The 23980-nt window shown below is 24.0% G+C and carries 20 protein-coding genes, 1 tRNA gene, 2 other RNA genes and 1 pseudogene; 10 read left to right on the top strand and 14 right to left on the bottom strand.

Going from position 1 to position 23980, the window contains the following annotated elements; translation table 11 throughout:
• Positions 1-39 precede the first annotated feature (39 nt).
• Positions 40-2271 carry an NADP-dependent isocitrate dehydrogenase gene (locus SSDC_RS00980; RefSeq protein WP_020915457.1) on the top strand — a complete coding sequence of 744 codons (2232 nt, stop codon included), beginning with the start codon at positions 40-42 and terminating at the stop codon, positions 2269-2271.
• An 8-nt stretch (positions 2272-2279) separates the two neighbouring features.
• Here the strand turns inward: SSDC_RS00980 and SSDC_RS00975 are convergent, their stop codons facing one another.
• Positions 2280-3581, bottom strand: coding sequence for a hemolysin family protein (locus tag SSDC_RS00975; RefSeq protein WP_020915456.1), 1302 nt, complete (start codon positions 3579-3581; stop codon positions 2280-2282).
• A 159-nt stretch (positions 3582-3740) separates the two neighbouring features.
• Between SSDC_RS00975 and prfA the strand changes: the two genes are divergently transcribed.
• Together prfA and prmC are read left to right on the top strand one after the other, a co-directional pair.
• The gene (prfA, locus tag SSDC_RS00970) at positions 3741-4820 is read left to right on the top strand and encodes a peptide chain release factor 1 (RefSeq protein WP_020915455.1); all 1080 of its coding nucleotides are present in this window, start codon (positions 3741-3743) and stop codon (positions 4818-4820) included.
• Positions 4821-4829: 9 nt separating this feature from the next.
• The gene (prmC, locus tag SSDC_RS00965) at positions 4830-5669 is read left to right on the top strand and encodes a peptide chain release factor N(5)-glutamine methyltransferase (protein WP_020915454.1); all 840 of its coding nucleotides are present in this window, start codon (positions 4830-4832) and stop codon (positions 5667-5669) included.
• An 8-nt stretch (positions 5670-5677) separates the two neighbouring features.
• Here the strand turns inward: prmC and cyoD are convergent, their stop codons facing one another.
• From cyoD to cyoA, 4 genes and pseudogenes are all read right to left on the bottom strand, one after another.
• A complete protein-coding gene (cyoD, locus tag SSDC_RS00960; protein WP_041193095.1) occupies positions 5678-6040 on the bottom strand; it encodes a cytochrome o ubiquinol oxidase subunit IV in 363 nt (120 codons plus the stop codon).
• A 27-nt stretch (positions 6041-6067) separates the two neighbouring features.
• Complete coding sequence (cyoC, locus tag SSDC_RS00955; protein WP_020915452.1) at positions 6068-6712, bottom strand: cytochrome o ubiquinol oxidase subunit III; 645 nt, start codon at positions 6710-6712, stop codon at positions 6068-6070.
• Positions 6709-8697, bottom strand: coding sequence for a cytochrome o ubiquinol oxidase subunit I (gene cyoB / locus SSDC_RS00950; protein WP_020915451.1), 1989 nt, complete (start codon positions 8695-8697; stop codon positions 6709-6711). Before cyoB ends, cyoC begins: the two co-directional genes overlap by 4 nt.
• A gap of 79 nt (positions 8698-8776) precedes the next feature.
• Positions 8777-9637, bottom strand: a pseudogene (cyoA, locus tag SSDC_RS00945) (ubiquinol oxidase subunit II); the annotation flags it as partial.
• Between the two features lie 215 nt (positions 9638-9852).
• Between cyoA and miaA the strand changes: the two are divergent.
• The 3 genes from miaA to SSDC_RS00935 all read left to right on the top strand — a co-directional run bounded on the left by miaA (position 9853) and on the right by SSDC_RS00935 (position 10933).
• A complete protein-coding gene (miaA, locus tag SSDC_RS02180; protein WP_020915449.1) occupies positions 9853-10449 on the top strand; it encodes a tRNA (adenosine(37)-N6)-dimethylallyltransferase MiaA in 597 nt (198 codons plus the stop codon).
• Positions 10416-10799, top strand: coding sequence for a tRNA dimethylallyltransferase (locus SSDC_RS02175; protein ID WP_020915448.1), 384 nt, complete (start codon positions 10416-10418; stop codon positions 10797-10799). Before miaA ends, SSDC_RS02175 begins: the two co-directional genes overlap by 34 nt.
• 59 nt (positions 10800-10858) lie before the next feature.
• Positions 10859-10933, top strand: a tRNA-Met gene (locus SSDC_RS00935).
• Between the two features lie 776 nt (positions 10934-11709).
• Here SSDC_RS00935 and SSDC_RS00930 read toward each other — a convergent pair.
• The 9 genes from SSDC_RS00930 to hemW all read right to left on the bottom strand — a co-directional run bounded on the left by SSDC_RS00930 (position 11710) and on the right by hemW (position 20995).
• Positions 11710-12921 (bottom strand): 2-oxo acid dehydrogenase subunit E2, encoded by a 1212-nt coding sequence (locus tag SSDC_RS00930; RefSeq protein ID WP_020915447.1) that lies wholly within the window; start codon positions 12919-12921, stop codon positions 11710-11712.
• 31 nt (positions 12922-12952) lie between these two features.
• A complete protein-coding gene (gene aceE, locus SSDC_RS00925) occupies positions 12953-15625 on the bottom strand; it encodes a pyruvate dehydrogenase (acetyl-transferring), homodimeric type (RefSeq protein WP_020915446.1) in 2673 nt (890 codons plus the stop codon).
• Positions 15626-15982: 357 nt separating this feature from the next.
• Positions 15983-16361: a transfer-messenger RNA gene (gene ssrA / locus SSDC_RS02025) on the bottom strand.
• A 76-nt stretch (positions 16362-16437) separates the two neighbouring features.
• Positions 16438-16539, bottom strand: an RNA gene (gene ffs, locus SSDC_RS02020) — signal recognition particle sRNA small type.
• 77 nt (positions 16540-16616) lie between these two features.
• Positions 16617-17084, bottom strand: a complete 468-nt coding sequence (gene nusB / locus SSDC_RS00920; protein WP_051126899.1) for a transcription antitermination factor NusB — start codon at positions 17082-17084, stop codon at positions 16617-16619.
• A gap of 28 nt (positions 17085-17112) precedes the next feature.
• Positions 17113-17580 carry a 6,7-dimethyl-8-ribityllumazine synthase gene (ribH, locus tag SSDC_RS00915; protein WP_020915444.1) on the bottom strand — a complete coding sequence of 156 codons (468 nt, stop codon included), beginning with the start codon at positions 17578-17580 and terminating at the stop codon, positions 17113-17115.
• Positions 17581-17650: 70 nt separating this feature from the next.
• Positions 17651-18766: a 3,4-dihydroxy-2-butanone-4-phosphate synthase gene (ribB, locus tag SSDC_RS00910; RefSeq protein ID WP_020915443.1), complete on the bottom strand. Its 1116-nt coding sequence runs from the start codon at positions 18764-18766 to the stop codon at positions 17651-17653.
• Between the two features lie 32 nt (positions 18767-18798).
• Positions 18799-19788 carry a tRNA dihydrouridine(20/20a) synthase DusA gene (gene dusA / locus SSDC_RS00905; RefSeq protein ID WP_020915442.1) on the bottom strand — a complete coding sequence of 330 codons (990 nt, stop codon included), beginning with the start codon at positions 19786-19788 and terminating at the stop codon, positions 18799-18801.
• Positions 19789-19819: 31 nt separating this feature from the next.
• On the bottom strand, positions 19820-20995 hold the full coding sequence (gene hemW / locus SSDC_RS00900; RefSeq protein ID WP_020915441.1) for a radical SAM family heme chaperone HemW: 1176 nt from the start codon (positions 20993-20995) through the stop codon (positions 19820-19822).
• Positions 20996-21100: 105 nt separating this feature from the next.
• Between hemW and gmk the strand changes: the two genes are divergently transcribed.
• From gmk to ppa, 4 genes are all read left to right on the top strand, one after another.
• Complete coding sequence (gmk, locus tag SSDC_RS00895; protein WP_020915440.1) at positions 21101-21742, top strand: guanylate kinase; 642 nt, start codon at positions 21101-21103, stop codon at positions 21740-21742.
• A gap of 34 nt (positions 21743-21776) precedes the next feature.
• Complete coding sequence (gene rpoZ, locus SSDC_RS00890; protein ID WP_020915439.1) at positions 21777-21986, top strand: DNA-directed RNA polymerase subunit omega; 210 nt, start codon at positions 21777-21779, stop codon at positions 21984-21986.
• A gap of 38 nt (positions 21987-22024) precedes the next feature.
• Positions 22025-22972, top strand: a complete 948-nt coding sequence (gene hemC / locus SSDC_RS00885) for a hydroxymethylbilane synthase (RefSeq protein WP_020915438.1) — start codon at positions 22025-22027, stop codon at positions 22970-22972.
• Positions 22973-23422: 450 nt separating this feature from the next.
• On the top strand, positions 23423-23962 hold the full coding sequence (gene ppa / locus SSDC_RS00880; protein ID WP_020915437.1) for an inorganic diphosphatase: 540 nt from the start codon (positions 23423-23425) through the stop codon (positions 23960-23962).
• Positions 23963-23980: the final 18 nt, after the last annotated feature.

Below are 23980 nucleotides of genomic sequence, written 5' to 3'. Positions count from 1 at the left end.
AGTTTAAAATAATTCAATATCAAAAGGATTTATAGAATAATGACTATTAATAAATCAACTATTTTTTATACATTAACTGATGAAGCGCCCATGTTGGCAACTTATTCTTTTTTTCCTATTATTAAAAAATTTACTACATTAGCGAATATTAAAATAATTAGCAGTAATATTTCAATAGCCGCAAGAACATTGTCTAAATTTTCCTCTTATTTAAGAAAAGATCAAAAAATATTAGATGATCTGGATGAATTAAGTAAATTAATAAAAAAACCATATATCAATATTATTAAATTACCAAATATTAGTGCATCATTACCTCAATTAATTAATGTAATTTCTGAATTACAATTACATGGTTATAAAATTCCTAATTTTCCAGAAAATCCTAAAACTGAAAAAGAAAAGTTAATAAAAATAAAATATTCTCAATTGCTTGGAAGTGTAGTTAATCCAATACTAAGAGAAGGTAATTCAGATCGTCGAATACCGGTATTCATTAAAAATCATGCACGTAAAAATCCATATTATATAAAAAAATGGAGTTCTACTTCTAAAACGCATGTTTCATATATGACTAAAGGTGATTTTTATGATAATGAAAAAAGTATTACATTAAATAAATCTTGCAATATTCGAATGGAATTACTATGTCATAATAAAAAAATTCTTATTTTAAATAAAAAAATACCATTATTAAAAGACGAAATTCTTGATAGTTCATTTTTAAGCAAGGAATTATTATGTGATTTTTACGAAAATCAGATAAAACATGCCTATGAAAATAATCTTCTATTGTCATTACATTTAAAATGTACTATGATGAAAAAATCAGATCCAATTATTTTTGGATATGCAATAAAAACTTTTTATAAAAATGTTTTTATAAAACATAAAAAAATATTTAAAAAATTAAATATTAATGTAAATAATGGTTTAAGTAACTTATTAAATAAAATAAAAATTTTACCAAAAAATAAATACGAGGAAATAATATATGATATAAAAAAATGTGATATTAATAGGCCATCATTTGCAATGGTTGATATAAAAAAAGGAATTAGTAATTTACATGCACCAAATTATATAATTATCGATTCTTCTATGCCAACTATGATACGAAATGGTGGGAAAATGTTAGATAAAATTGGTAATGAAAAAGAAACTAAAGCTATTATTCCTGATAGTACATTTGCTAAAATTTATCAAGAAATTATTAATTTTTGTAAAAAAAATAATTTAGATCCATCAATAATGGGAACAGTGCAAAATATTGGATTAATGGCTCAAAAATCTGAAGAATATGGTTCACATGATAAAACTTTTGAAATTCCTTATGATGGTATAGCTAGAATTGTTGATGTTTATAATAATAATATTTTAATTGAGCATCATGTTAAGAAAGGTGATATTTGGAGAGTATGTCAAACAAAAGATGAATCAATTAAAAATTGGATTATGCTAGCAATTAATCGATCAAAACAAACTAATATACCAACAATATTTTGGTTAGATACTCAGCGTCCACATGAATTTGAAATAATTAAAAAAATTGAATTTTTTTTAAAAGAATGCAATGTAAAAGATATAAAAAATATTAAAATTATGTCTAAAATTGATGCCATGAACTATACATTAAAACGTTTAATTAATGGTAAAGATACTATTTCTGTAACAGGAAATGTTTTGCGTGATTATTTAACTGATTTATTTCCAATCTTAGAATTGGGTACTAGCTCTAAAATGTTATCTATTATACCTCTATTATCTGGTGGAAATTTATTTGAAACAGGTTCCGGTGGTTCTGCCCCGAAACATATTGAACAATTTTTAATAGAAAACCATTTAAGATGGAATTCATTGGGAGAGTTTTTAGCTTTATTATCTTCTTTAGAATGTCTTTTTATAAAAACTAATAATAAAAAAGCCAATATTCTTTCAAAAACATTGGAAATAGCTATTAACAAATTACTTGATTACAATAAATTACCATCACCTATTGTTAATGAATTAGATACTAGAGAGAGTCAATTTTATTTAACAATATATTGGGCACAAGCGTTAGCAACTCAGAAATTAGATAAAGATTTGAATTATTTTTTTACTCCTTTTTTTAATTCTTTATTAAATAATCAAAAAAAAATTATTAAAGAATTTCAATATATTCAAGGAAAACCAGTAAATATTGGTGGTTATTTTATGCCAATTAATAAATTAATAAATCATGCGATGCGCCCAAGTAAAACTTTTAATAAATTATTAAATTTAATATAAATTAATAATTAGTATTTATTTTTATCATTTAATATGGTTACTAAAAGACGTTCTATCTTATTATTATTCATATCAATAACTTCAATTTTTATATTTTTCCATATAAAATTTTCTGATATTTTTGGTATATGCCCAAGAAATGTCATTACAAAACCAGCTAATGTATGATAATTTCTAGAAATTTTTACTGGAAAATTTACTTGATTTGATAATAATTCTTTGAATCGATCAAATGTCATACTAGCACTTATTATCCAAGATCCATCTTCGCAAAACTCTATTTCTTCTTGATAGCTATTTGATATATCTCCTATTAAAGAATGAATTATATCATTAATGGTAATTATTCCTTCAAGTTCACCATATTCATCAATTACTAATGATAATTCGGATTTATTTTTTTTAAATGTTTCTAGTAATTGCATAGTACTAATTGTTTCTGGTATAAATAGTGGAGGTTGTATAGCGGAAGTAATATCAATATTGACAATTGAACGATTAGAAATAATTTTTTTAAATAAAGTTTTAGTATTCAATGTTCCGATTATTTTAGAGATACTTTTTTTATAAACCGGAAAATAATTATAAGAACTATCAAGAATTTTAATTAAATTTTTTTCAATATTATCATCAATATTAATAAAATTTACTTTCATACGAGGAGTCATTAAAGTTATTGCACATTGATCATCAAGTTTTAAAGCACGAGATGCAAGGTTATATTCTATTTTATTAAAAATTCCAATATCAAAACCTTCTCGAAATAATTTATAAATTTCTTCTTCTGTTATTAAATCATTTTTTTTGTATTTTATATTGAATATATCTAAAATAGATTCAGTACTAATTGTTAATATTTTAACAAATGGTCCCATTAATTTTAATAAAAATAACATCAAGGGTGAAATTATAGATGCAGCTTTTTCAGAGTATTGCATAGCAATACGCTTTGGTATTAATTCCCCAAAAATTAATGAAAAAAAAGTAATACTAAATACCACAATAACCAATGATATTTCATGCGCATGATCTCTCATTAATGAAAAAAATCTTATTTTAGGTGTAAGAGAAGCAACTAAAGACGATTCTCCAAATGCGCCATTAAAAATACTAATTAAAGTAATACCAATTTGAACTGTGGAAAAAAAATGAATTGGATTTTCAGAAAGAATAAGAGCCGATAAAGCACCAATACTACCTTTTTCAATTAATTTTTTTAACCTTACACGTTTAGATGTAATTATAGCAATTTCAGACATTGAAAAAATGCCGTTTAAAAAAATCAATCCTATAATAATTATTATATTCACTATAAAAAGTTTTTTAAGTTAATATTGTTTAATTAAAATTTTATATAAAATATATTTTATATTATAAATGAATTTTATAATATTGAAAAAATATTTTATTAATTAATATTTATATTTTATAAAAATTATTATATTTCTTTTTTAAATATTAAATAAATTATGAAACATTTAATGCTATCTAAACTTGAAAAATTTTCAAAACGATTAAAAGAATTGGATTTTTTACTTACACAGAAAGAAGTTCATAATAACATTAAAGATTATTGTAAAAAAGTTCGTGAACATTCGTTTTTATATCCTATTGTAGAACTTTATAATAATTATAAAAAAATAAATGAGGATATTATAACCGCAAAAGAAATGTTAAATGACTTAGAAATGAGAAATTTTGCTTTAGATGAAATTAACTTAGCAAAAAAACGTATATTTGATATTGAATTGGAGATAAAAAAATTAATTTTACCAAAAGATAAAAATGACAAAAGAAATATTTTTATAGAAATTCGAGCTGGGACTGGGGGAGATGAATCCGCATTATTTGTTAATGATTTATTAAGAATGTATATACGATTTTCTGAACGAAATTATTGGAAATTTGAAATAATATCTAGGTCTCTTTCTGAAATAGGGGGGTATAAAGAAATAATTGCACGCATTATTGGTTTAAATGTATACTCAAAATTAAAATTTGAATCCGGGGTTCATAGAGTTCAACGTGTACCAAAAACAGAGACTCAGGGCCGTATTCATACATCGGCTTGTACAGTAGCTGTAATACCTGAGGCAGATGAAATTGAGGATATAAATATTAATCCTGCTGATTTACGAATAGACACCTATCGTGCATCAGGAGCAGGAGGGCAGCATATTAACAAAACTGATTCAGCCGTTCGTATTACACACATTCCAACTGGTATCGTTGTTCAATGTCAAAATGATCGTAGTCAACATAAAAATAAAGCATTTGCATTAAAAATTCTTTTGGCTCGAATTAAAGATTCAAAATTACGTGAGCAACAGTCAAATACAGCAAAAATGCGTAGATTATTAATTGGATCAGGTGATCGAAGTGAGCGAATTCGTACTTATAATTTTCCTCAAGGAAGAATGACGGATCATCGTATTAATTTAACATTATATAAACTCGATTATATAATGGATGGAGATTTAAATGAAATTATTAATTCATTATTAGTAGAATATCAATCTGACTTAATAGAAAATTTCTTTTCAAATTAAAAATTTATTATGTTAAAAAAAAATACTATTTTTACAGTACAAAAAAAATCACCATTAAATATATTTGAAACTAATATTTTATTAAAGTATGTTACTAGATTGTCTGATGTAGAATTAATTATTAATAATGAAAAAAAATTACATAAACAAGAAATAAATATTCTTAATAAATTAATTCAAAGACGTATATTAGGAGAACCAATTGCATATATTATTGGTAAAAAGGAATTTTATGGGCTAGTATTAAATATAACTTCAGATGTTCTTATCCCAAGACCTGAAACCGAATTATTGGTAGATTTAATTGTAAAAAAAACATTTGAAAAAAAAATAAAATTATTGGAAATGGGAACTGGGTCGGGAGCTATTGCTATAGCAATAGCTATATACTCTAAAAATAAAATTGAAATTATTGCTACTGATATTAGTAAATTTGCTTTAAAAATAGCAAAAAAAAATGCAAAAAAAAAATTAACTAAATACAATATACCTATTAAATTTATCAAAAGTAATTGGTATAATAATTTACAAAATTATAAAAAATTATTTAATATTATTGTTGCTAATCCGCCATATATTCCAAAAGGAGATATTCATTTAAATAAAGGAGATTTACGTTTTGAACCAATTAATGCTTTGACTGATTATTCTAATGGCTTATCATCGATCAAAGAAATTGTAAAAAATGCATCAAAATATCTTGTGAAAAATGGGTTATTATTAATAGAGCATGGTTATAATCAATCTAATTTAGTTAGAAAATTATTGTTTAAATATGGTTTTAGTGATATAAAAAGTTGGCGCGATCTTTCAGGGATAGAAAGAGTTACTCAAGGAAAAATAAGTTAAATCCTTATTTAGTTTTTCATATTAGGCATCATATTATGATTTAAATGATACATAACCCAAATTGATCCAAAAAACATAATTATTATTAATATTAACGTAAAAATAAACGATAATATAATCCATCCGTTTTCAGATTTAATATTCATGTGAAGAAAATAAATCATATGAATAATTATTTGTAAAATCGCGCAACTTAAAATTATAAATTTAATTAAATTTAGATTTAAAAAATTATTATTTTTATTAAAATAAATTATAAATGGGATAACTGTTAAAATTAATGACAAAAAAAAACCAGTTATATAATCTTTTATTGTTCCAATAAAAAAAAGATTTTTGTATAAATTATTTTTATTTTTTTGATTGTACATATTTATTTTTATAAAAATCATTTAAATTTATGATAATGTTCCGATTAAGTATATAAATGTAAATATACCAATCCAGATAATATCTAAAAAATGCCAAAACATAGATAAACAAATTATTCTACGTTGATTTTCCAAAATCAAATTATATTTTTTAATTTGTAAAATTAAAGTAATTAACCATATTATACCAAAAATAATATGTAATCCATGCATACCCACTAAAACAAAAAATGATGATAAAAAAGCACTCCGCCATGGACCAAAATTTCTATTAATTAATTCTATAAATTCATTTAATTCCAAAATAACAAAAAAAAATCCCAATAAAGCAGTAATTGATAACCAAAAAATAACCCCATTTACATATTTTTTTTGTGCTTGTATTATTGCAAAACCGCAACTTAATGAAGATAATAATAAAATTATTGTATTTAAAGCAACCGATGGAAGTTTAAATATTTGAATTGCAGTCGGTCCTTCTGCGTAATTATGACCTAATACAGCATAAATTGCAAATAAAGATGAAAATATTAAACAATCACTCATTAAATACAACCAAAATCCTAAAATAGTAGAATTTTCATGATTCGAAGTATTAGTTATATAGTAATTTATATTTTTTTTATTTTTTAAGCAATTTTTAGAGAAATTATTAGTAGTTTTAGATATCATAATCTTATACGTTTTTTTTCAATACAAGTTATTTCTTCAGAAGAAATATAATAGTTTCTTTTATAATTAAAAGTATTATATATCACTATTATTAGTGTAATAATAAATGATATTATAGTTAATAACCACATATGCCATACTAACGCAAATCCCATAATTAAAGAAAAAATAGAAATTAAAATTCCAATATTAGTATTTTTTGGCATAAGAATATCTTGAAATTTATCTTTCGGAAACTTAAAATTATTTTTTTTCATATACCACCAAGAATCAGATTGATGTATTAATGGTATAAATGCGAAATTATAAACTGGTGGAGGAGAGGATGTGGACCACTCTAAAGTTCTACCATTCCATGGGTCTCCTGTAATATCAATTAATGTATGTCGTTTACGATAACTAACGATTAATTGTATTATAAAACTAAGAATTCCCATTGCTATTAAAAGAGTACCAAACGCGGCAATTTGAAACCAAATTTGTAGTGAAATATCTTCAAAATGACTCATGCGACGAGTAACTCCCATAAAACCAAGTATATATAATGGCATAAATGCAACATAAAAACCAATTAACCAAAACCAAAATGAACATTTCCCCCAAAATGGTTCTAATTTATAGCCAAATGCTTTTGGAAACCAGTAATTTATTCCAGACATTAAACCAAATAATACACCTCCAATAATTACATTATGAAAATGAGCAACTAAAAATAAACTATTATGTAATAAAAAATTTGCTGCTGGAACTGCTAATATAACTCCAGCCATTCCCCCAATAACAAATGTTATCATAAAACCTATAGTCCATAGTATTGGTACTTCAAATCGAATACGACCACGATACATAGTAAAAAGCCAATTAAATATTTTTGCACCAGTTGGTATTGAAATAATCATAGTAGTTATACCAAAAAATGCATTAACATTAGCGCCAGACCCCATAGTAAAAAAATGATGTAACCAAACTATATAAGATAATAAAGTGATTACAACTGTAGCATAAACCATAGAAGAATAACCAAATAATCGTTTACTGCTAAAAGTTGATACTACTTCAGAAAAAATACCGAATACCGGTAATACTAAAATATATACTTCAGGATGCCCCCAAATCCATATAAGATTAACATACATCATAATATTCCCCCCAAGATCATTAGTAAAAAAATGAGTACCAATGTAACGATCTAATGTAGATAAAAATAATACAGAAGTTAGCACAGGAAAAGCAGCAACAATTAATATATTAGTACATAATGCAGTCCATGTAAAAATTGGCATATTCATTAATTTCATTCCTGGTGCTCGCATCTTAATAATAGTGGCAATCATATTAATACCAGATAACAATGTACCAATACCAGCAATTTGTAATGACCAGATATAATAATCTACTCCAACTCCTGGGCTTTGAGCAATACCAGAAAGGGGTGGATAACCAAGCCATCCGGTACTTGCAAATTCTCCAATAAATAAAGAAATCATTACGAGTATAGCTCCACCAGAAGTCATCCAAAAGCTAAGATTATTTAAAAAGGGAAACGCGACATCTCTTGCTCCAATTTGTAATGGAACGATAAAATTTATTATTCCAGTAACCAATGGCATAGCAACAAAAAATATCATAATTACACCATGCGCAGTAAAGATTTGGTTATAATGTTCTGGAGGTAAATAACCGAAAGAACTCCCAAAAGAAATTGCTTGTTGCAGACGCATCATAACAGCATCTGTAAATCCTCGGAATAACATAACTAAGCCCAGAATAATATACATGATACCAATTTTTTTATGATCAATACTAGTAAACCATTCTTTCCATATATAACCCCAAATTCGGTAATAAGTTATTAATCCAAGTATAGTTAAACCAACTATTAGAACCATAAAAAAAGTAACTAATAAAATTGGGTCATGTAAAGGAATTGCGTCCCAAGTAAGACGTCCTAATATTAATTTATAAAAATTTATATTTTTAAACATAAAATTATAATTTTAAAATAGAAATGTTATTTTTAAAAAAGTATTATCATTAATTTTATATAATTTATTCTTTTTTATTATCAAGAATAAATTTATATAAATTAGGTGAAACATTAGCATAATAATAAACAGGATCATATTGACTAGGTTTTAAAAGTTGAGTATAAATCTCTTTATTTAAAACAATTTTAGGAGTATTATTTTTTATATTTTTTATCCATAGATTAAAATTTTTTTTATTCATTCCATAAAATTTAAACCTCATTCCAGAGAATCCTAATCCACTGTAATTAGAAGAAAATCCTTCATATTTACCAATTTTATTAATTACTGCGTGTAATTTAGTTTCCATTCCTGGCATAGTATAAATTTGTCCAGCCAACGCAGGTATAAAAAAAGAATTCATCATATTAGATGATGTAATTTTAAATTCAATTGGATAATTGATTGGGGCAGCTAATTCATTAATTGTTGCAATACCTTGTTGTGGATAAAAAAATAACCATTTCCAGTCTAGTGATACTACTTCCACTATTAATGGTTTTATATTAGGTGGTATATTGTATTTATTACTAATACGAGATAATGGTTGATATGGATCTAGTTTATGTGTGCTTATCCATGTAATTGTACCAAGTATCATTATAATAAGTATCGGTATAGACCAAATTAAATATTCTAATTTATTTGAATCCCCCCATTCCGGAGAATAAGTAGCATTAATATTAGATGATCGATAATACCAACTAAAAAAAATTGTTAAAAAAATTACTGGAACAATAATTATTAATATTAAAATTGTTGAAGTAATAATAATATTACGTTGTTGTAATGCAATATCACCAGATGGAGATAATAAAACAGCTTTACACCCCTCAAAAAATAAAGGAAAGATAAACAATAAAAATATTTTATATTTTTTTATTATATTACTTAACATTTTTTAATTAATTTTATATTTTGTTATAAGGTTTTAAATTTCATAAAATTTTATATGTAATCAATATTTTAACTATATAGTAAACTACTTTTTCGAAAAACTAAAGGTATTTTAATATTTTAAATAAACTTTTTATATATTTAAAATAAATAAATACTTTAAAAAAATTATAAAAAATAAATTCAATTAAATTTCTTTTAAATAAAATATTTTTTATGAAATATATCAAAAATAAACCATACGTAGTTGCAATTTTAGGACCCACTGCCTCTGGAAAATCTTCTGTTGCACTTAAAATATCAGAATATATACCATGTGAAATTATCTCTATTGATTCAGCTTTAGTTTATTGTGATATGGATATTGGTACAAATAAACCCAGTATTATTGAAAGAGAAATAACACCTCATCATTTAATAGATATTATTGAGCCAACTAAGTCATATTCAGTGATTCAATTTTGTGAAGATGCATTATTTTCAATTAAAAATATTTTAAAAAAAAAAAAATTACCTTTATTGGTAGGAGGAACTATGTTATATTTTAAAGCTTTGCGTGATGGAATAAATAAATTACCTCCAGCTAACTTAAAATTACGTACGAAATTTAATATCGATATCAATAAATATGGTATATCATTTTTATATGATAAATTAAAATTATTAGATCCAGTTACAGCTAATCGTTTAAATCCACAAGATAAACAAAGAATTCAACGAGCCTTAGAAGTTATTGAAATTACCGGAAAACCTATATCTTTTTTTTTAATAAAAATAATGTGTTACAAAAATTACCTTATCGCTTATTATTAATTTCTTTAGAACCATCTAATCGCCATATCCTTCATAAAAGAATTTCAGATCGTTTTAAGAAAATGCTTGATCAAGATTTATTGATTAATGAAGTTAAAAAAATACGTAAAAAATGGAATTTAAACCTAAATTTACCTTCAATGAAATGTATAGGATACCGTCAAACATGGGAATATATAGATGGTTTAATTGATCGAAATACTTTAAAAGAAAAAAGTATCATAGCTACTAGACAATTAGCAAAACAACAATTAACATGGCTTCGTAATATGAATGAAAAAATTACCATTGATTGTTTAGAAAAAAATTGCGTACAAAAAATACTAAATCTTATAAAAGATATATTTTAGGATATTTTCATTTATTATATTTTTTGATATAATTATATCTACAACACTTTTATTATCTTGGTGATATAGCTTAGCTTGGTTAGAGCACAGCACTCATAACGCTGAGGTCGGTGGTTCAAATCCACCTATCACTATTATTTTTATTGTTATTTCTGGATACAGAATAATTGATCATTCTATATAATTAGATATGTTTTGAATAGCTATTTAGTTTTACTTATTGATTTATTAAATACTATTCACTGTACGATATCAAAAAATTTTTATTTAGTTGAATAAGTAAAATTATTTTTATTAATTTAAAATGTAACAAATAATTCTTTCTAAAAAGATTCTATTTTTAAAACTTATTTTTTAAATATATTTTTTAATGTATCAATTACATTTATGAAAATGGAATTGATGATTATAGAGATATGAAAAGACATTCTAACTCAACAATTTCTCTTCCTATAATTAACATATTTTTGGGATTTGATTAAATTCTAATGAATAAGTTAAATTAGTAAATCGTTGATAATCATATTTTTAATTTTAAGAATATAATTATTTTTTATAAACTATTTCTGCGATTATGCTGTTATCAGAATTAAATGTTATTTGTCAGAATTAAATGTTATATTACTAATTAAAATTATATTATATATTTTACTAATTTATTTAAATCATTTTTTAAGTTAGTAATAATACTTTTTTTTCAATTGTGCGATTTTTTAATATTTATTTCTAGTTTTTTATTTTTCTGATTAGGTTATAATTTTATCTGTATATAATAATAATTTAAATTAAATACAACCAATGTTAGGACATAAATCACCAATCGAAATACAAAAGTATAATCCGTTTAATTTATAATAAATATTTTTATATTCTATGTTAGTAAATTATTCTATTAAGTAAAATATTTAAATTATAATATAATTTTTCTTATATCTGATAAAATATTACTTAATGATTTAGAAAAATTAGCGCTCATAGCCCCATCAATTACTCTATGATCATATGATAATGATAGTGGTAGCATCATTCTAGGTATAAATTTAGTATTATCCCATACAGGTTTAAGTACTATCTTAGATACTCCAAGAATAGCAACTTCTGGTGAATTAATAATTGGAGTAAATGCGGTTCCTCCAATTCCCCCTAAAGATGAAATAGTAAAAGTTGATCCTTGTATATTTGATAAATTAAGCATATTTTTACGCGCTTTCTTTGATAAATTAATAATTTCTTGAGAAATTTGAGTAATTGTTTTTTGGTCTGCATTTTTAATTACTGGTACCATTAAACCATATTTTGTATCCACAGCAAAACCTATGTGATAATATTTTTTAAGAATTAAATTCTCCCCGGATGAATCAAGAGAAGAATTAAATTTTGGATATTTTTTTAAAATATAAACAACAGATTTAATAATAAATGATAAAATTGTAAGTTTTGTATCAGATTCAGAGATATTATTAGAATTTTTACGAAATTTTTCTAATTCAGTTACATCAGCTTCGTCGAATTGTGTTACATGAGGAATTGTAGTCCAAGTACGATATAAATTTTGACCGCTTATTTTTGTAATATGTGATAATGGTTGAAATTCAATATTTCCAAATTTTGAAAAATCTGAAAATAAACATTCTTTTTTTTTCATATTTTCTGAAGATATTTTTTTATTTTTTAATATATAATTTTTAACATCTTCTTTTAAAATACGATTCTTAGGACCGGTACGAAGAGTAATCTTTTTAAGATCAACCCCCATCTCACGAGCAAATTTACGAACCGAGGGCGATGCATGTATATTTATAGAATCTTCTAAAGACAACGGTAAAGAATTTATTTTAGAAAAATTATTTAATTCTTCTGGGGGAGATTGAATATTTATTGTATTTTCTTTTTCTTCTAAAATTAATATTTGTGAATCTTTAGAAATTTTATCTCCAACTTTGACTTTTATCTCTCTAACCACTCCATTATGACTGGAAGGAATTTCCATGCTTACTTTTTCTGATTCAACAACTAATAAAGATTGATCAATTTTTATGGTATCACCTATTTTTACCATTAATTCTATCACTTCTACTTCTGAAAGATCTCCAATATTAGGAACTTTTATTATTTTTTTCATATGTATTATATTCTATAAAATTTTATTATATTTATATTGAAAAAGGACTTTGTTTTTTTGTGTTAATATTATATTTTTTAATTGCTTCGGAAACTATTGAGAATTTGATTAAATTTTCTTTAGCGAGCGAATTAAGCGCTGCAATTACAATATAATATCGGCTTACTTCAAAAAAATCTCGTAATTTTTTACGAGTATCGGAACAACCAAATCCATCAGTACCCAATACTTTATATATTCTTCCTTTTGGTATAAATGCTCTAACTTGTTCTGCAAATAATCGCATATAATCAGTAGCCACAATAATAGGTCCAATTGATTTTTCAAGAGATTTAGTAATATATGCAACTTTTTGTTTTTTTGTTGGATGTAACATATTCCATCGCTCAGTTTCTTGCCCATCACGAGCTAATAAAGTAAATGAAGTAGCTGACCATACAGCTGAATCTATATCCCATTCTTGTAATAAAATTTTAGAAGCTAATATTTCTCTTAAAATAGCTCCTGATCCAATTAATTGAACTTTTAGTTTTGATTTTTCATTATTATGATTTTTTAATAGATATAAACCTTTTATAATACCTTTTTCTTGTCCTTTTTTTAGTCCGGGATGACTATAATTTTCATTCATGACTGTAATATAATAAAAGACATCTTCTTGATTGGAGATCATACAATGTAATCCGTGATGTATAATTATCGCTACTTCATGGGCAAATGTTGGATCATAAGGTATACAATTTGGAATTGTAGATGCTAATACATGACTATGACCATCTTCATGCTGAAGCCCCTCACCATTAATTGTTGTTCGTCCAGAAGTTCCTCCTATTAAAAATCCTCTAGCACGTATATCTCCAGCTAACCATGCTAAATCTCCTATTCGTTGTAATCCAAACATTGAATAGAAAGTAAAGAATGGAATCATAATACAATTACTAGTAGAATATGATGTAGCAGCTGCAATCCATGACCCCATACCTCCCGCTTCATTAATTCCTTCTTGAAGAATTTGTCCATTTTTTTCTTCACGATAATATATAACTTGATCTTTATCAACTGGATCATATAATTGCCCAACTTGACTAAAAATTCCAATTTGTCTAAATAAACCTTCCATACCAAAAGTACGTGATTCATCAACCAAAATAGGAACAACGCGATTTCCAATATTTTTATCACGAAGTATAGTATTTAAAATACGGACATAAGCATATGTAGTAGAAATTTTTCTTTCATTTAAAGTAGGTTCTAGAATTTTTTTGAAAGCTTCTAATGGTGGAATTAATAATTTTTCATCAGATTTTTGGCGACGTTTTGGTAAATAACCGCCTAATTTTTTTCTACAATTTTTTAAATATTGAATTTCTGGAGAATTTTTAGATGGTTTATAAAATGGAACTAATGATAATTCTGAATCTGGAATAGGTAATTTTAAAAAATCACGTATACTCTTTATTCCTTGGTGATCAATTTTTTTTATGTTATGCGCCGTATTACGAGCTTCTCCAAATCTTCCTAATCCATAACCTTTAATGCTTTTAATAAGCAATACGGTTGGTTTATCTTTATTTTTTTGCGCCATTTTAAATGCTGAATAAATTTTACGTAAATCATGTCCACCAAAAGTAAGATTCCAAATATCTTCATCTGACATTTCTTCGATCATTTTTAATAATTTCGGATGTTTTCCAAAAAAATTTTTACGTATAAAATCACTATTTTTAGATCTATAATTTTGATATTCTCCGTCAAGAGTATCCATCATTATCTTTTTAAGAATACCATTTTGATCACATTTTAATAATTTATCCCAACTACTACTCCAAATTACTTTAATAACATTCCACCCAACTCCATAAAAATGAGCTTCTAATTCTTGAATAATTTTACTATTTCCCCGTACTGGTCCATCTAATCTTTGAAGATTGCAATTTACAATCATTATTAAATTATCAAGTTTTTCACGAGCAGCCATACTAATTTCACTTATTGATTCTGGTTCATCCATTTCTCCATCCCCACAAAGAATCCAAATTTTTCTATTTATTGTATTAGTAATTTTACGAGCATGTAGATATTTTAAAAAACGCGCCTGATGAATTGCTGTTAATGGCCCTAATCCCATTGAAACTGTTGGAAATTGCCAAAATTTCGGCATTAATTTAGGGTGAGGATAAGATGATAAACCATAACCATCAACTTCTTGACGAAAATTTATCATTTGTTCTTCGGTTAATCGACCCTCAAGAAAAGCTCTAGCATAGACACCTGGAGCAGAATGACCTTGTATATATATTAAGTCTCCTCCATGACTATGAGTTGGGGCTCTCCAAAAATGATTAAATCCAATTTCTAGGATATGAGCTAACGAAGCAAAACTTGACAAATGTCCACCTAAACTACTATCAATCTTATTGGCTCTAATTACTAATGCCATTGCATTCCAGCGTATCAATGATTGTAAATGCTCTTCAATTTTAATATTTCCCGGAAAATCATCATCAAAATTATTTGATATTGTATTAATATATGCTGTATTTTTAAATAAAGGAACATTCATTCCATGGCGCAATAAGAATTTTATCATTTTTTTTATTAAATAATATGCCCTATTAGGTCCCTCTATCTTAATTACAGACTTTAATGCCGAAATCCATTCTTTTGTTTCTACTATATCAGAATCTTTAGTGGTTTCTTTCATTTTTTTTTAAATAAGTAAAATTTTTTGTGAAAATTAAGATTTTATACTCGATATATTCTATTATTTATTTTTATTAAATTTATGAAATAAATCTATTAGTTTATAAAAATTATTTTTTATAATTACTGATATTAGAATTAATTTCATATTTTTATGTATTTTATGTATTTATTTCATTTTTTTTAAAAATTTCTAATTATTTAAAAGAATTAATTTGTAATATTTTTTTAACAAGTATTTCGATTAAAAATTTTTTAAATTACATATTAATTATATTAATTAAAATTTAATGTAATTATAGATATTACTCAATATTAAAATCATTTTATCTTTAAAAGAAATTTAAATATATAAAATTTATGGAGGCGGCGGGAATTGAACCCGCGTCCAAGAATATTTTATAGACATTTCTACATATTTAGTGCTATTTTCATTTTTTAATCTTTAAATAAAGATAATGCACAAACTTCAAAAAAGACGAGTTACTATTTTTAACAATAGTTTAGTAACTTTAACTATTGCGATTTCATTATTTCTTTTACTCCATTAATCAATCTAATGAACAAAAAGATGGAGCTAGTCCTTTATATGTGACTAATAAATTTATGCTGCCAAACGTACTGGAGCGTATTTTGATTCATTTGCATTTAAATTTTCTGGAATATTGGTACGAGTTAACCAGATCTCGATATGCTTTTTTCTATATCATTATCCTTGTCGAAACCAGATCGCCCCCTTTTTTTGTTAAAATCAAATTTTATAAAAATTTTAAAATAAAGATATATTAAAATTATTTTAAAAAATAAAATTAAATAGACGAGTCAAAAATTTTAACACTTATAAATAATAACTATGGCTGCTTCGTTCCCGACCTGACCAGGTTTGTTATTTTTATAATGTTTTAATGACTCGTCTTATAGAATTATATACTATTAAAAAATAAATTTCATTTTTATTTTAAAATTCATATAATTTAAACTAATAAATATATTTAATTTATTTTTTTAAATTTTATATTTCGTATATTTAATGCAACTTTATCTAAAATTTTATTTACATATTTATAACCATCAATATTTCCAAAAGATTTTACTAATTCAATAGCTTCGTTAATTATTACTTTATAAGGAATTTTATAATGACTTTTCAATTCATAAGTTCCAATTAATAATACAACATATTCAATTGAAGATAATTCATTAATTGATCTATCTATTATTAATGATAAATCATAACGTAAAAAATTTATATCATTAATTACCCCGCGTAATATTAGATAAAAATATTTTTTATCAACTTTATAAAAATTAGAAATTTCTTTAATATATGTTTCGATTAAATTAACATCCATATTATTAAAAAGCCATTGATAAATTCCCTGTAATGCAAATTCACGTGCACGATGACGAGGCGTTTTATTCTTTATTAAATTAACTAATGATTTATTTTTATGATTTATAAAAATAATTATTTCTCCTTTAATTTTATTAATGTAATTTTTTTATAGAGGAAATTAAATTAGCAATTTCTATTGCGGCATATGCTGTTTCTATACCCTTAGTTAAGATGCGAGAATTAGCTTGCTCTATAGTTTCTGTAGTTAATATTGCATTAATAATCGGAATATTATTTTTAATACTAATCTGCATAATATTAGAAATTGTTTCATTTGCAATTAATTCAAAATGATAAGTTTCACCACGAATAATAACACCAATAGCAATTAATACATTAAATTTTTTAATTTGAACAATATTTTTTAATGCTAATGGTATTTCTAGTGCACCTGGCACACTAATGTGTAATATATTTTTTTCTTGTGCACCTATTTTTTTTAGCGTATTTATACAAGATATTAATAATTTATACGATATTGTTTGATTAAAGCGTGATTGCACTATACCAATATATAAATTTCTTCCATTAAAATTTGATTTATAATTGTTAATAATCATAATTTTCCTATATTTTATTTTAAAAATTATTAATAATATTTAGTTTTATAAAATGAATATAAAATAATTGTTATTTTATTTTTATATTAAAATTTAAAAAAGGTGAAATATCATTTAAATGCGTCATTAATTTAACTTTTTTGATATTAAGATCTTTTAATATTTGCGCATTAATATTATTAATATGAACTAAATTAGTATCTTTATGATCTTTTGGTTGAATAATATTATTTTTTTCGTCAATTATATTAAAATTTTTTAATTGATTAAATATAGAATTTATAGAATATTCACAATTAACTAAAATTAAAATACCATTTTTAATTAATTTCATTATTTTCATTATTGAAGAAATATTATTTTGTGTGCATGAGCTTGTTTTGGCGTGTAAAAAATCAAATATTGAAAGTTGTTGATTTAGCCATATTGGTATTATTTTATTAGGATTGATTGAGCCATATATTAAAGTTAAATGAATGTCATTATTGATTTTATCTATATACACAATGATTTTAAAATTTCCATATAAAGTATTTATATTATATTCCGCTTTTCTTTTAATAATATTTTCATATTTATAACGATAACATATTAAATTAGAAATAGTTCCAATTTTAATATTATGTAGTTTAGAGAATTTTATTAGATCTGGTAAACGTGCCATAGTTCCATCATCATTTAAAATTTCACAAATTACTGCAGATGGTGTTAGTCCAGCTAATTTTGTTAAATCACAACCAGCTTCAGTATGACCTCCTCGTATTAATACTCCTCCTTTTTTAGCTTGTAGAGGAAAAATGTGTCCAGGTTGGACGATATCAGAAGGTTTAGCTTTTTTTGATGAAGCAACTTTAATTGTATGTGCTCGATCTGATGCCGAAATTCCCGTTGTGACTCCATTTGCCGCTTCAATTGAAACGGTAAAATTAGTACCAAAAGAAGAATTATTTTTTTTTGTCATCATATCTAATTTGAGCTGAATACAATGTTTTTCTGTTAATGTCATGCAAATTAAACCTCTTGCATATTTAGACATAAAATTAATAGCATTTGGTGTTACAAAATCAGAAGATAATATAATATCTCCTTCATTTTCACGATTTTCTGAATCTACTAAAATAATCATATTTCCAATCTTTAATTCAGAAATAATTTCTTTAGTAGAAGAAATAAATTTATTGTACATTGTTTTTTTATAATTAATAATTAATAAATATATTAAGGTATATTAAGAGTATTTAAAAAAAATTGAAAATTATCAATAGTTAATAAGTTTGGTTTTGATAAAATTTGTTTAAATTTATTAGATCCTTTTATATTTTTCATTAATCCAAGCATATGCCTAGTTATGCTATTAATATTTTTTATTTTATTATTATTTAGTTGTTGGCGGATGTATAATATCATACGATTTATAATATCAATACGTGTAGGTATTTTATATTGCGGTAAATTTGAATAGTAATTTAAATCAAAATTTGACATTAAAAATGGATTTTTATAAGCTTCTCTTCCCAACATAACACCATCAATATAATTTAAATGTAAGTCAATTTCTTTTTTTGTTTTGATTCCTCCATTAATAATTATTTCTAATTCAGGAAAATCTTTTTTTAAATTATAAACAAAATTGTATTTTAAGATTGGAATTTTTCTATTTTGTTTAGGATTTAGTTTTTTTAAAAATGCATTTCTAGCATGAACGATAAATGTACGACATCCAGCGGAAGAAACAGTTCCCACAAAATCTCTTACAAAATCATAAGAATTAATATCATCTATACCAATACGGTGTTTAACTGTTATATCAATTTCAACAGAATCACGCATTGCTTTAATACAGTCAGAAACCAATAATGGTTTTGTCATTAAAATTGCACCAAAAAAACCGTTTTGTACTCTATTCGAAGGACAACCACAATTTAAATTAATTTCATCATACCCCCATTTTTGAATTATTTTTGCACTTTTAGCTAATTTTTTTGGTTCATTATCACCTACTTGGAAAGCAATTGGATGTTCTTCTGCATTAAAGTCCAAACAATGTTTTTTATTTCCTAATATAGCTTGAGTTGTAAACATTTCGGTATATAACCAACTATATCGTGTAATTTGTCTATGAAACATACGACAATGACGATCAGTTAAATTCATCATTGGAGCAATAGATATTTTTCGTTTATTGTATTTTGAATTAATCATATTCATTTTAATTTTTTATAATAAAATATAATTATATTTAATTATTTAAAAATATTTGTTGTAAATCGTTTAAAAAATATCTACCAAAAGAGGTTGGTTTAATATTTTTATTATTTCTTTTTAATAAACCAAGTTTTTCAGCATTTTTTAATTTAGATTCAATAATTTTTATATTAATTCCTGTGCGCTCAAAAAATAAATTTGGGGAAAACCCATCTTTTAATCTCAATGCATTTAACATAAATTCAAATATTAAACATTTTTTTTCTATCTTCTTTGATTTTGCGATAGAATTACCTGAAAAAATATTTTTTAAATAAATATTTGGGTTTTTATAGCGTATTTGTCTAATTATATAATTAGGAAATGATAACTTAGAATGAGATCCTGCTCCAATACCTAAATAATCTCCAAATTTCCAATAATTTAGATTATGCTGGGATTCATAACCAGTTTTAGAATAAGCAGAAATTTCATAATTTTTATAATAATTATTTTTTAATAAACTAGTAATTTTATCTTGCATAACAGCATTTTCATCATTACTTGGCATAGATAATGGAGGATACTTAAAAAAATAAGTATTAGGTTCTATTGTTAAAGAATATAAGGATAGATGAGGCGGAGAATATTGTATTGCATAATTTAAATCAAGCATTAATTCAGATAATGTTTGATTTGGTAATGCATATATTAAATCTAAATTAAAGTTATTAAAATATTGTTTTGCTATTTCTATAGCATATTTTGCTTGTTTACTATCGTGAGTTCTTCCAAGTATATTTAAATATTTATTATTAAAACTTTGTATTCCAATTGATAATCTATTAATACCAATAATACTATATGAATGAAATTTTTCGATTTCAAAGGTACTTGGATTAGCTTCTAATGTAATACTAATATTTTTTTTGAATAATAATAATTTTTTTATATTTTTTAATAGATAATCTAAACCGGTATCTGATATTAAGCTAGGAGTTCCTCCTCCAATAAAAATGGTATGAATTTTTCTATTTAAAATTATAGGCAAAGATAATTCTACATCAATTAAAAGTGCTTCTAAATATTTTTTTTCTGAAATATTTTTTTTTATTTCATATGAGTGAAAATCACAATAAGGACATTTTTTAATACACCATGGAAAATGAATATACAACGATAATGGTGGCAGTTTTTTTATATATAAATTATTAAATCTTTTATATTTCATTAGGTTTAATTAATTTTTTTTAAAAATTAAATTTTTGTTAAAAGTTAATATTTTTATAAAATATTTTAAAATATGTAAATAAATTTTTTAAAATTTTACTAAAATATGTTAAACCCTATTAGGTCATTTAAATCGTTTGGAAATATATTCATTATATCCGCTCCTTCTGGAGCAGGAAAATCAACATTAGTTAATGAATTATTAAAGAAAGATCATAAAATTAAATTATCTATATCAACTACAACTCGACCAATGCGTCCAGGAGAAAAAAATGGTCGTGAATATTATTTCACTAATATTGATAATTTTAAAAAACTTCAAAAATCTGGAAAATTTTTAGAATGGGCGGAGGTACACGGAAATTTTTATGGAACATCTTTTTTTCCTATAGTCAGAGAAATTAAATCTAATGTAGATATATTATTAGAAATTGATTTTCAAGGAGCAAAACAAATAAAAAAAAAATTTCCTAATGCTATTGGAATTTTTATTCTTCCACCATCTTTAGATTCATTAAAAGAACGTTTATATAAAAGAGGTCAAGATAAATATGATGTTATTTCTCGTCGTATTTTATCGGCAAATAAAGAAATTTCTTATGCTAATAAATTTGATTATATTATTATCAATAATAAATTTTCAAAAGCCTTGTTACAATTAAAAGCAATTATTAATGCAAATCGCTGTAAATTTTCATATCAAGCAAAAAATAATATTTCTTTATTTAAAAAATTTAATATTTTATAATATATTTTTATTATATTTAAATTTAAGAGGTTTTATGGAACGTGTTACCATTGAAGATGGACTTAAGAAAATTAATAATCGTTTTAAATTAACACTTTGTGCGGTTTATCGTGCGCGTCAATTATTAAAAGGACATACTAAAAAAATAATTGGTTGTGATAATGATAAAGTTACCGTTATAGCATTACGTGAAATTTCACATGGAAAAATTGGTGTAGAAATGTTAAAAAAAGTTCCATACTAAAATCATATTTACTGAAAAATAATATATTTATATTTTACTTGAAAACTTCTTTTCTTTCTAAGTTAATTATTGCCTCTCGAAAAAGTAGATTAGCTATATGGCAAGCAGAATATGTTCGAAAAAAAATCATTGAATTATATCCATGGTGTAAAGTAGAAATACTTGGTATAACAACAAAAGGTGATAAAATTTTTGAAAAAGTTCCATTAAAAATAAATGAAAAGGGATTATTTACTAAAGAATTAGAGATGGCAATAATTAAGGGTAAAGCTGATTTAGCGGTACATTCATTAAAAGATATACCTATGAATTTGCCAAGTGGTTTTATACTTTGCGCTATTTTAAAAAGAGAAGATCCACGTGATGCGTTTATATCAAATGATTATATTTCTTTATCTACTTTACCTAAAAATGCAGTAGTTGGAACTAATAGTTTACGTAGAAAGGTTTTAATAAAATCATTTTTTCCTTCACTAATAATTAAATCATTACGAGGTAATATCGACACTCGACTTAATAAATTAGATAAAGGTGAATATGCAGCTATTATTTTAGCAGCAGCCGGTCTTAAAAGATTAAATTTACAAAAAAGAATACGTATGTTATTTAGTCCGAATCAAATTTTACCGGCTCCTGGACAAGGTGCTATAGCAATTGAAATTTTAGATAATCGTAAAGAATTAATGGAAATGTTAATACCATTAAATCACTATTTTAGTGAGCAAACCGTGAAAGCTGAGCGTGCTGTATCTCGTAATTTTAATGGAAGTTGTAAAATTTCGTTAGCAGCATTTGCTATGGTAAATAATTTCAATGAATCTGAAATCAATTTAAGAGCCATAATAACTAATCCTAATGGATTAAAAATAATAACAGCAGAAGTTAATGGTCCTATTGACACACCAGAAACTGTAGGACTGTATGCAGCAGAATTATTAAAAAAAAAAGGTGCAATAGAAATTATAAAATCATACGAAAAAAAATAAAAATAATTAAAATTTTTTTATTCATTTTAAAAAATTGTTTTTTAAAATTTATTTATATTCAATATTTTCTATTAATTTTTACAATAATTTATATGCTTATAACATTTTAGTAATATTTAAATATTTAAAATAATAATAAATACCATAATAATATAAAAATATTACAATACACGATTAAATAAGAAGAAATTTTTTTTATTATATTTTTAAATTTTTAAGATATTTATATTATCTAATTCTAAATTATTAAAAATATTATTTTAATTATTAAACGTAGAAATGAAAATAAAAAATAAAATAATTTTTAAAATACTTTTATCGTATAAATCACGAATTTAGAAGAAAGAATTATTATTTTTGTTTTAAAAGTATAAATGTACTATTATAGTAGAGTATAGTATTTTAAAAAAATTTAATCTTACATTATCTTCTTATATTTAAAAATTAAATATGAATTTAAATAATATTTTACCTGGAAAGAATTTACCAAATAATTTTAATGTTATTATTGAAATATCAGCCAATAGCGATCCAGTGAAGTATGAAATAGATAAAAATACTGGAATGATACTTGTTGATCGTTTTCTTAGCACTTCAATGTGTTATCCATGTAATTATGGGTATATTCCAAAAACATTAGTCGAAGACGGAGATCCAATAGATGTTTTAGTATTAACCCCATTTCCTTTAATTCCTGGTTGTATAATATCATGTCGCGCAATAGGTTTACTAAAAATGATTGACACGGGAAGTGTAGATATAAAAATTTTATCGGTTCCTATTAATGAGGTATGTCCTATATATTCAAATATAAAATCATTCAAAGATATTCCTAATCTTATTTTAGAACAAATAAAACATTTTTTTGAGCATTATAAGGATTTAGAAAAAAATAAATTTATTAAGATAGAAAAATGGGAGGATAGTAAAATTGCTAAAGAAAAAATTTTATTTAGTGCATTAGAATATAAAAATAAATTTTTAAATTAAAATTAATTATTTTATTAA

It is taken from the genome of Candidatus Profftella armatura (genome assembly GCF_000441555.1).
Classification (GTDB): Bacteria; Pseudomonadota; Gammaproteobacteria; order Burkholderiales; family Burkholderiaceae; genus Profftella; species Profftella armatura.
The sequence above is the reverse complement of the archived record's forward strand: the minus strand, read 5'-3'. Positions and strand labels throughout refer to the sequence as shown.

Excerpts from the sequence above, each read along its gene's own strand:
- SSDC_RS00980 (WP_020915457.1), top strand. The coding sequence starts at position 40 with ATGACTATTAATAAATCAACTATTTTTTATACATTAACTGATGAAGCG.
- prfA (WP_020915455.1), top strand. The coding sequence starts at position 3,741 with ATGAAACATTTAATGCTATCTAAACTTGAAAAATTTTCAAAACGATTA.
- prmC (WP_020915454.1), top strand. The coding sequence starts at position 4,830 with ATGTTAAAAAAAAATACTATTTTTACAGTACAAAAAAAATCACCATTA.
- cyoD (WP_041193095.1), bottom strand. The coding sequence starts at position 6,040 with ATGTACAATCAAAAAAATAAAAATAATTTATACAAAAATCTTTTTTTT.
- cyoC (WP_020915452.1), bottom strand. The coding sequence starts at position 6,712 with ATGATATCTAAAACTACTAATAATTTCTCTAAAAATTGCTTAAAAAAT.
- cyoB (WP_020915451.1), bottom strand. The coding sequence starts at position 8,697 with ATGTTTAAAAATATAAATTTTTATAAATTAATATTAGGACGTCTTACT.
- miaA (WP_020915449.1), top strand. The coding sequence starts at position 9,853 with ATGAAATATATCAAAAATAAACCATACGTAGTTGCAATTTTAGGACCC.
- SSDC_RS00930 (WP_020915447.1), bottom strand. The coding sequence starts at position 12,921 with ATGAAAAAAATAATAAAAGTTCCTAATATTGGAGATCTTTCAGAAGTA.
- aceE (WP_020915446.1), bottom strand. The coding sequence starts at position 15,625 with ATGAAAGAAACCACTAAAGATTCTGATATAGTAGAAACAAAAGAATGG.
- ribH (WP_020915444.1), bottom strand. The coding sequence starts at position 17,580 with ATGATTATTAACAATTATAAATCAAATTTTAATGGAAGAAATTTATAT.
- ribB (WP_020915443.1), bottom strand. The coding sequence starts at position 18,766 with ATGTACAATAAATTTATTTCTTCTACTAAAGAAATTATTTCTGAATTA.
- dusA (WP_020915442.1), bottom strand. The coding sequence starts at position 19,788 with ATGAATATGATTAATTCAAAATACAATAAACGAAAAATATCTATTGCT.
- hemW (WP_020915441.1), bottom strand. The coding sequence starts at position 20,995 with ATGAAATATAAAAGATTTAATAATTTATATATAAAAAAACTGCCACCA.
- gmk (WP_020915440.1), top strand. The coding sequence starts at position 21,101 with ATGTTAAACCCTATTAGGTCATTTAAATCGTTTGGAAATATATTCATT.
- rpoZ (WP_020915439.1), top strand. The coding sequence starts at position 21,777 with ATGGAACGTGTTACCATTGAAGATGGACTTAAGAAAATTAATAATCGT.
- ppa (WP_020915437.1), top strand. The coding sequence starts at position 23,423 with ATGAATTTAAATAATATTTTACCTGGAAAGAATTTACCAAATAATTTT.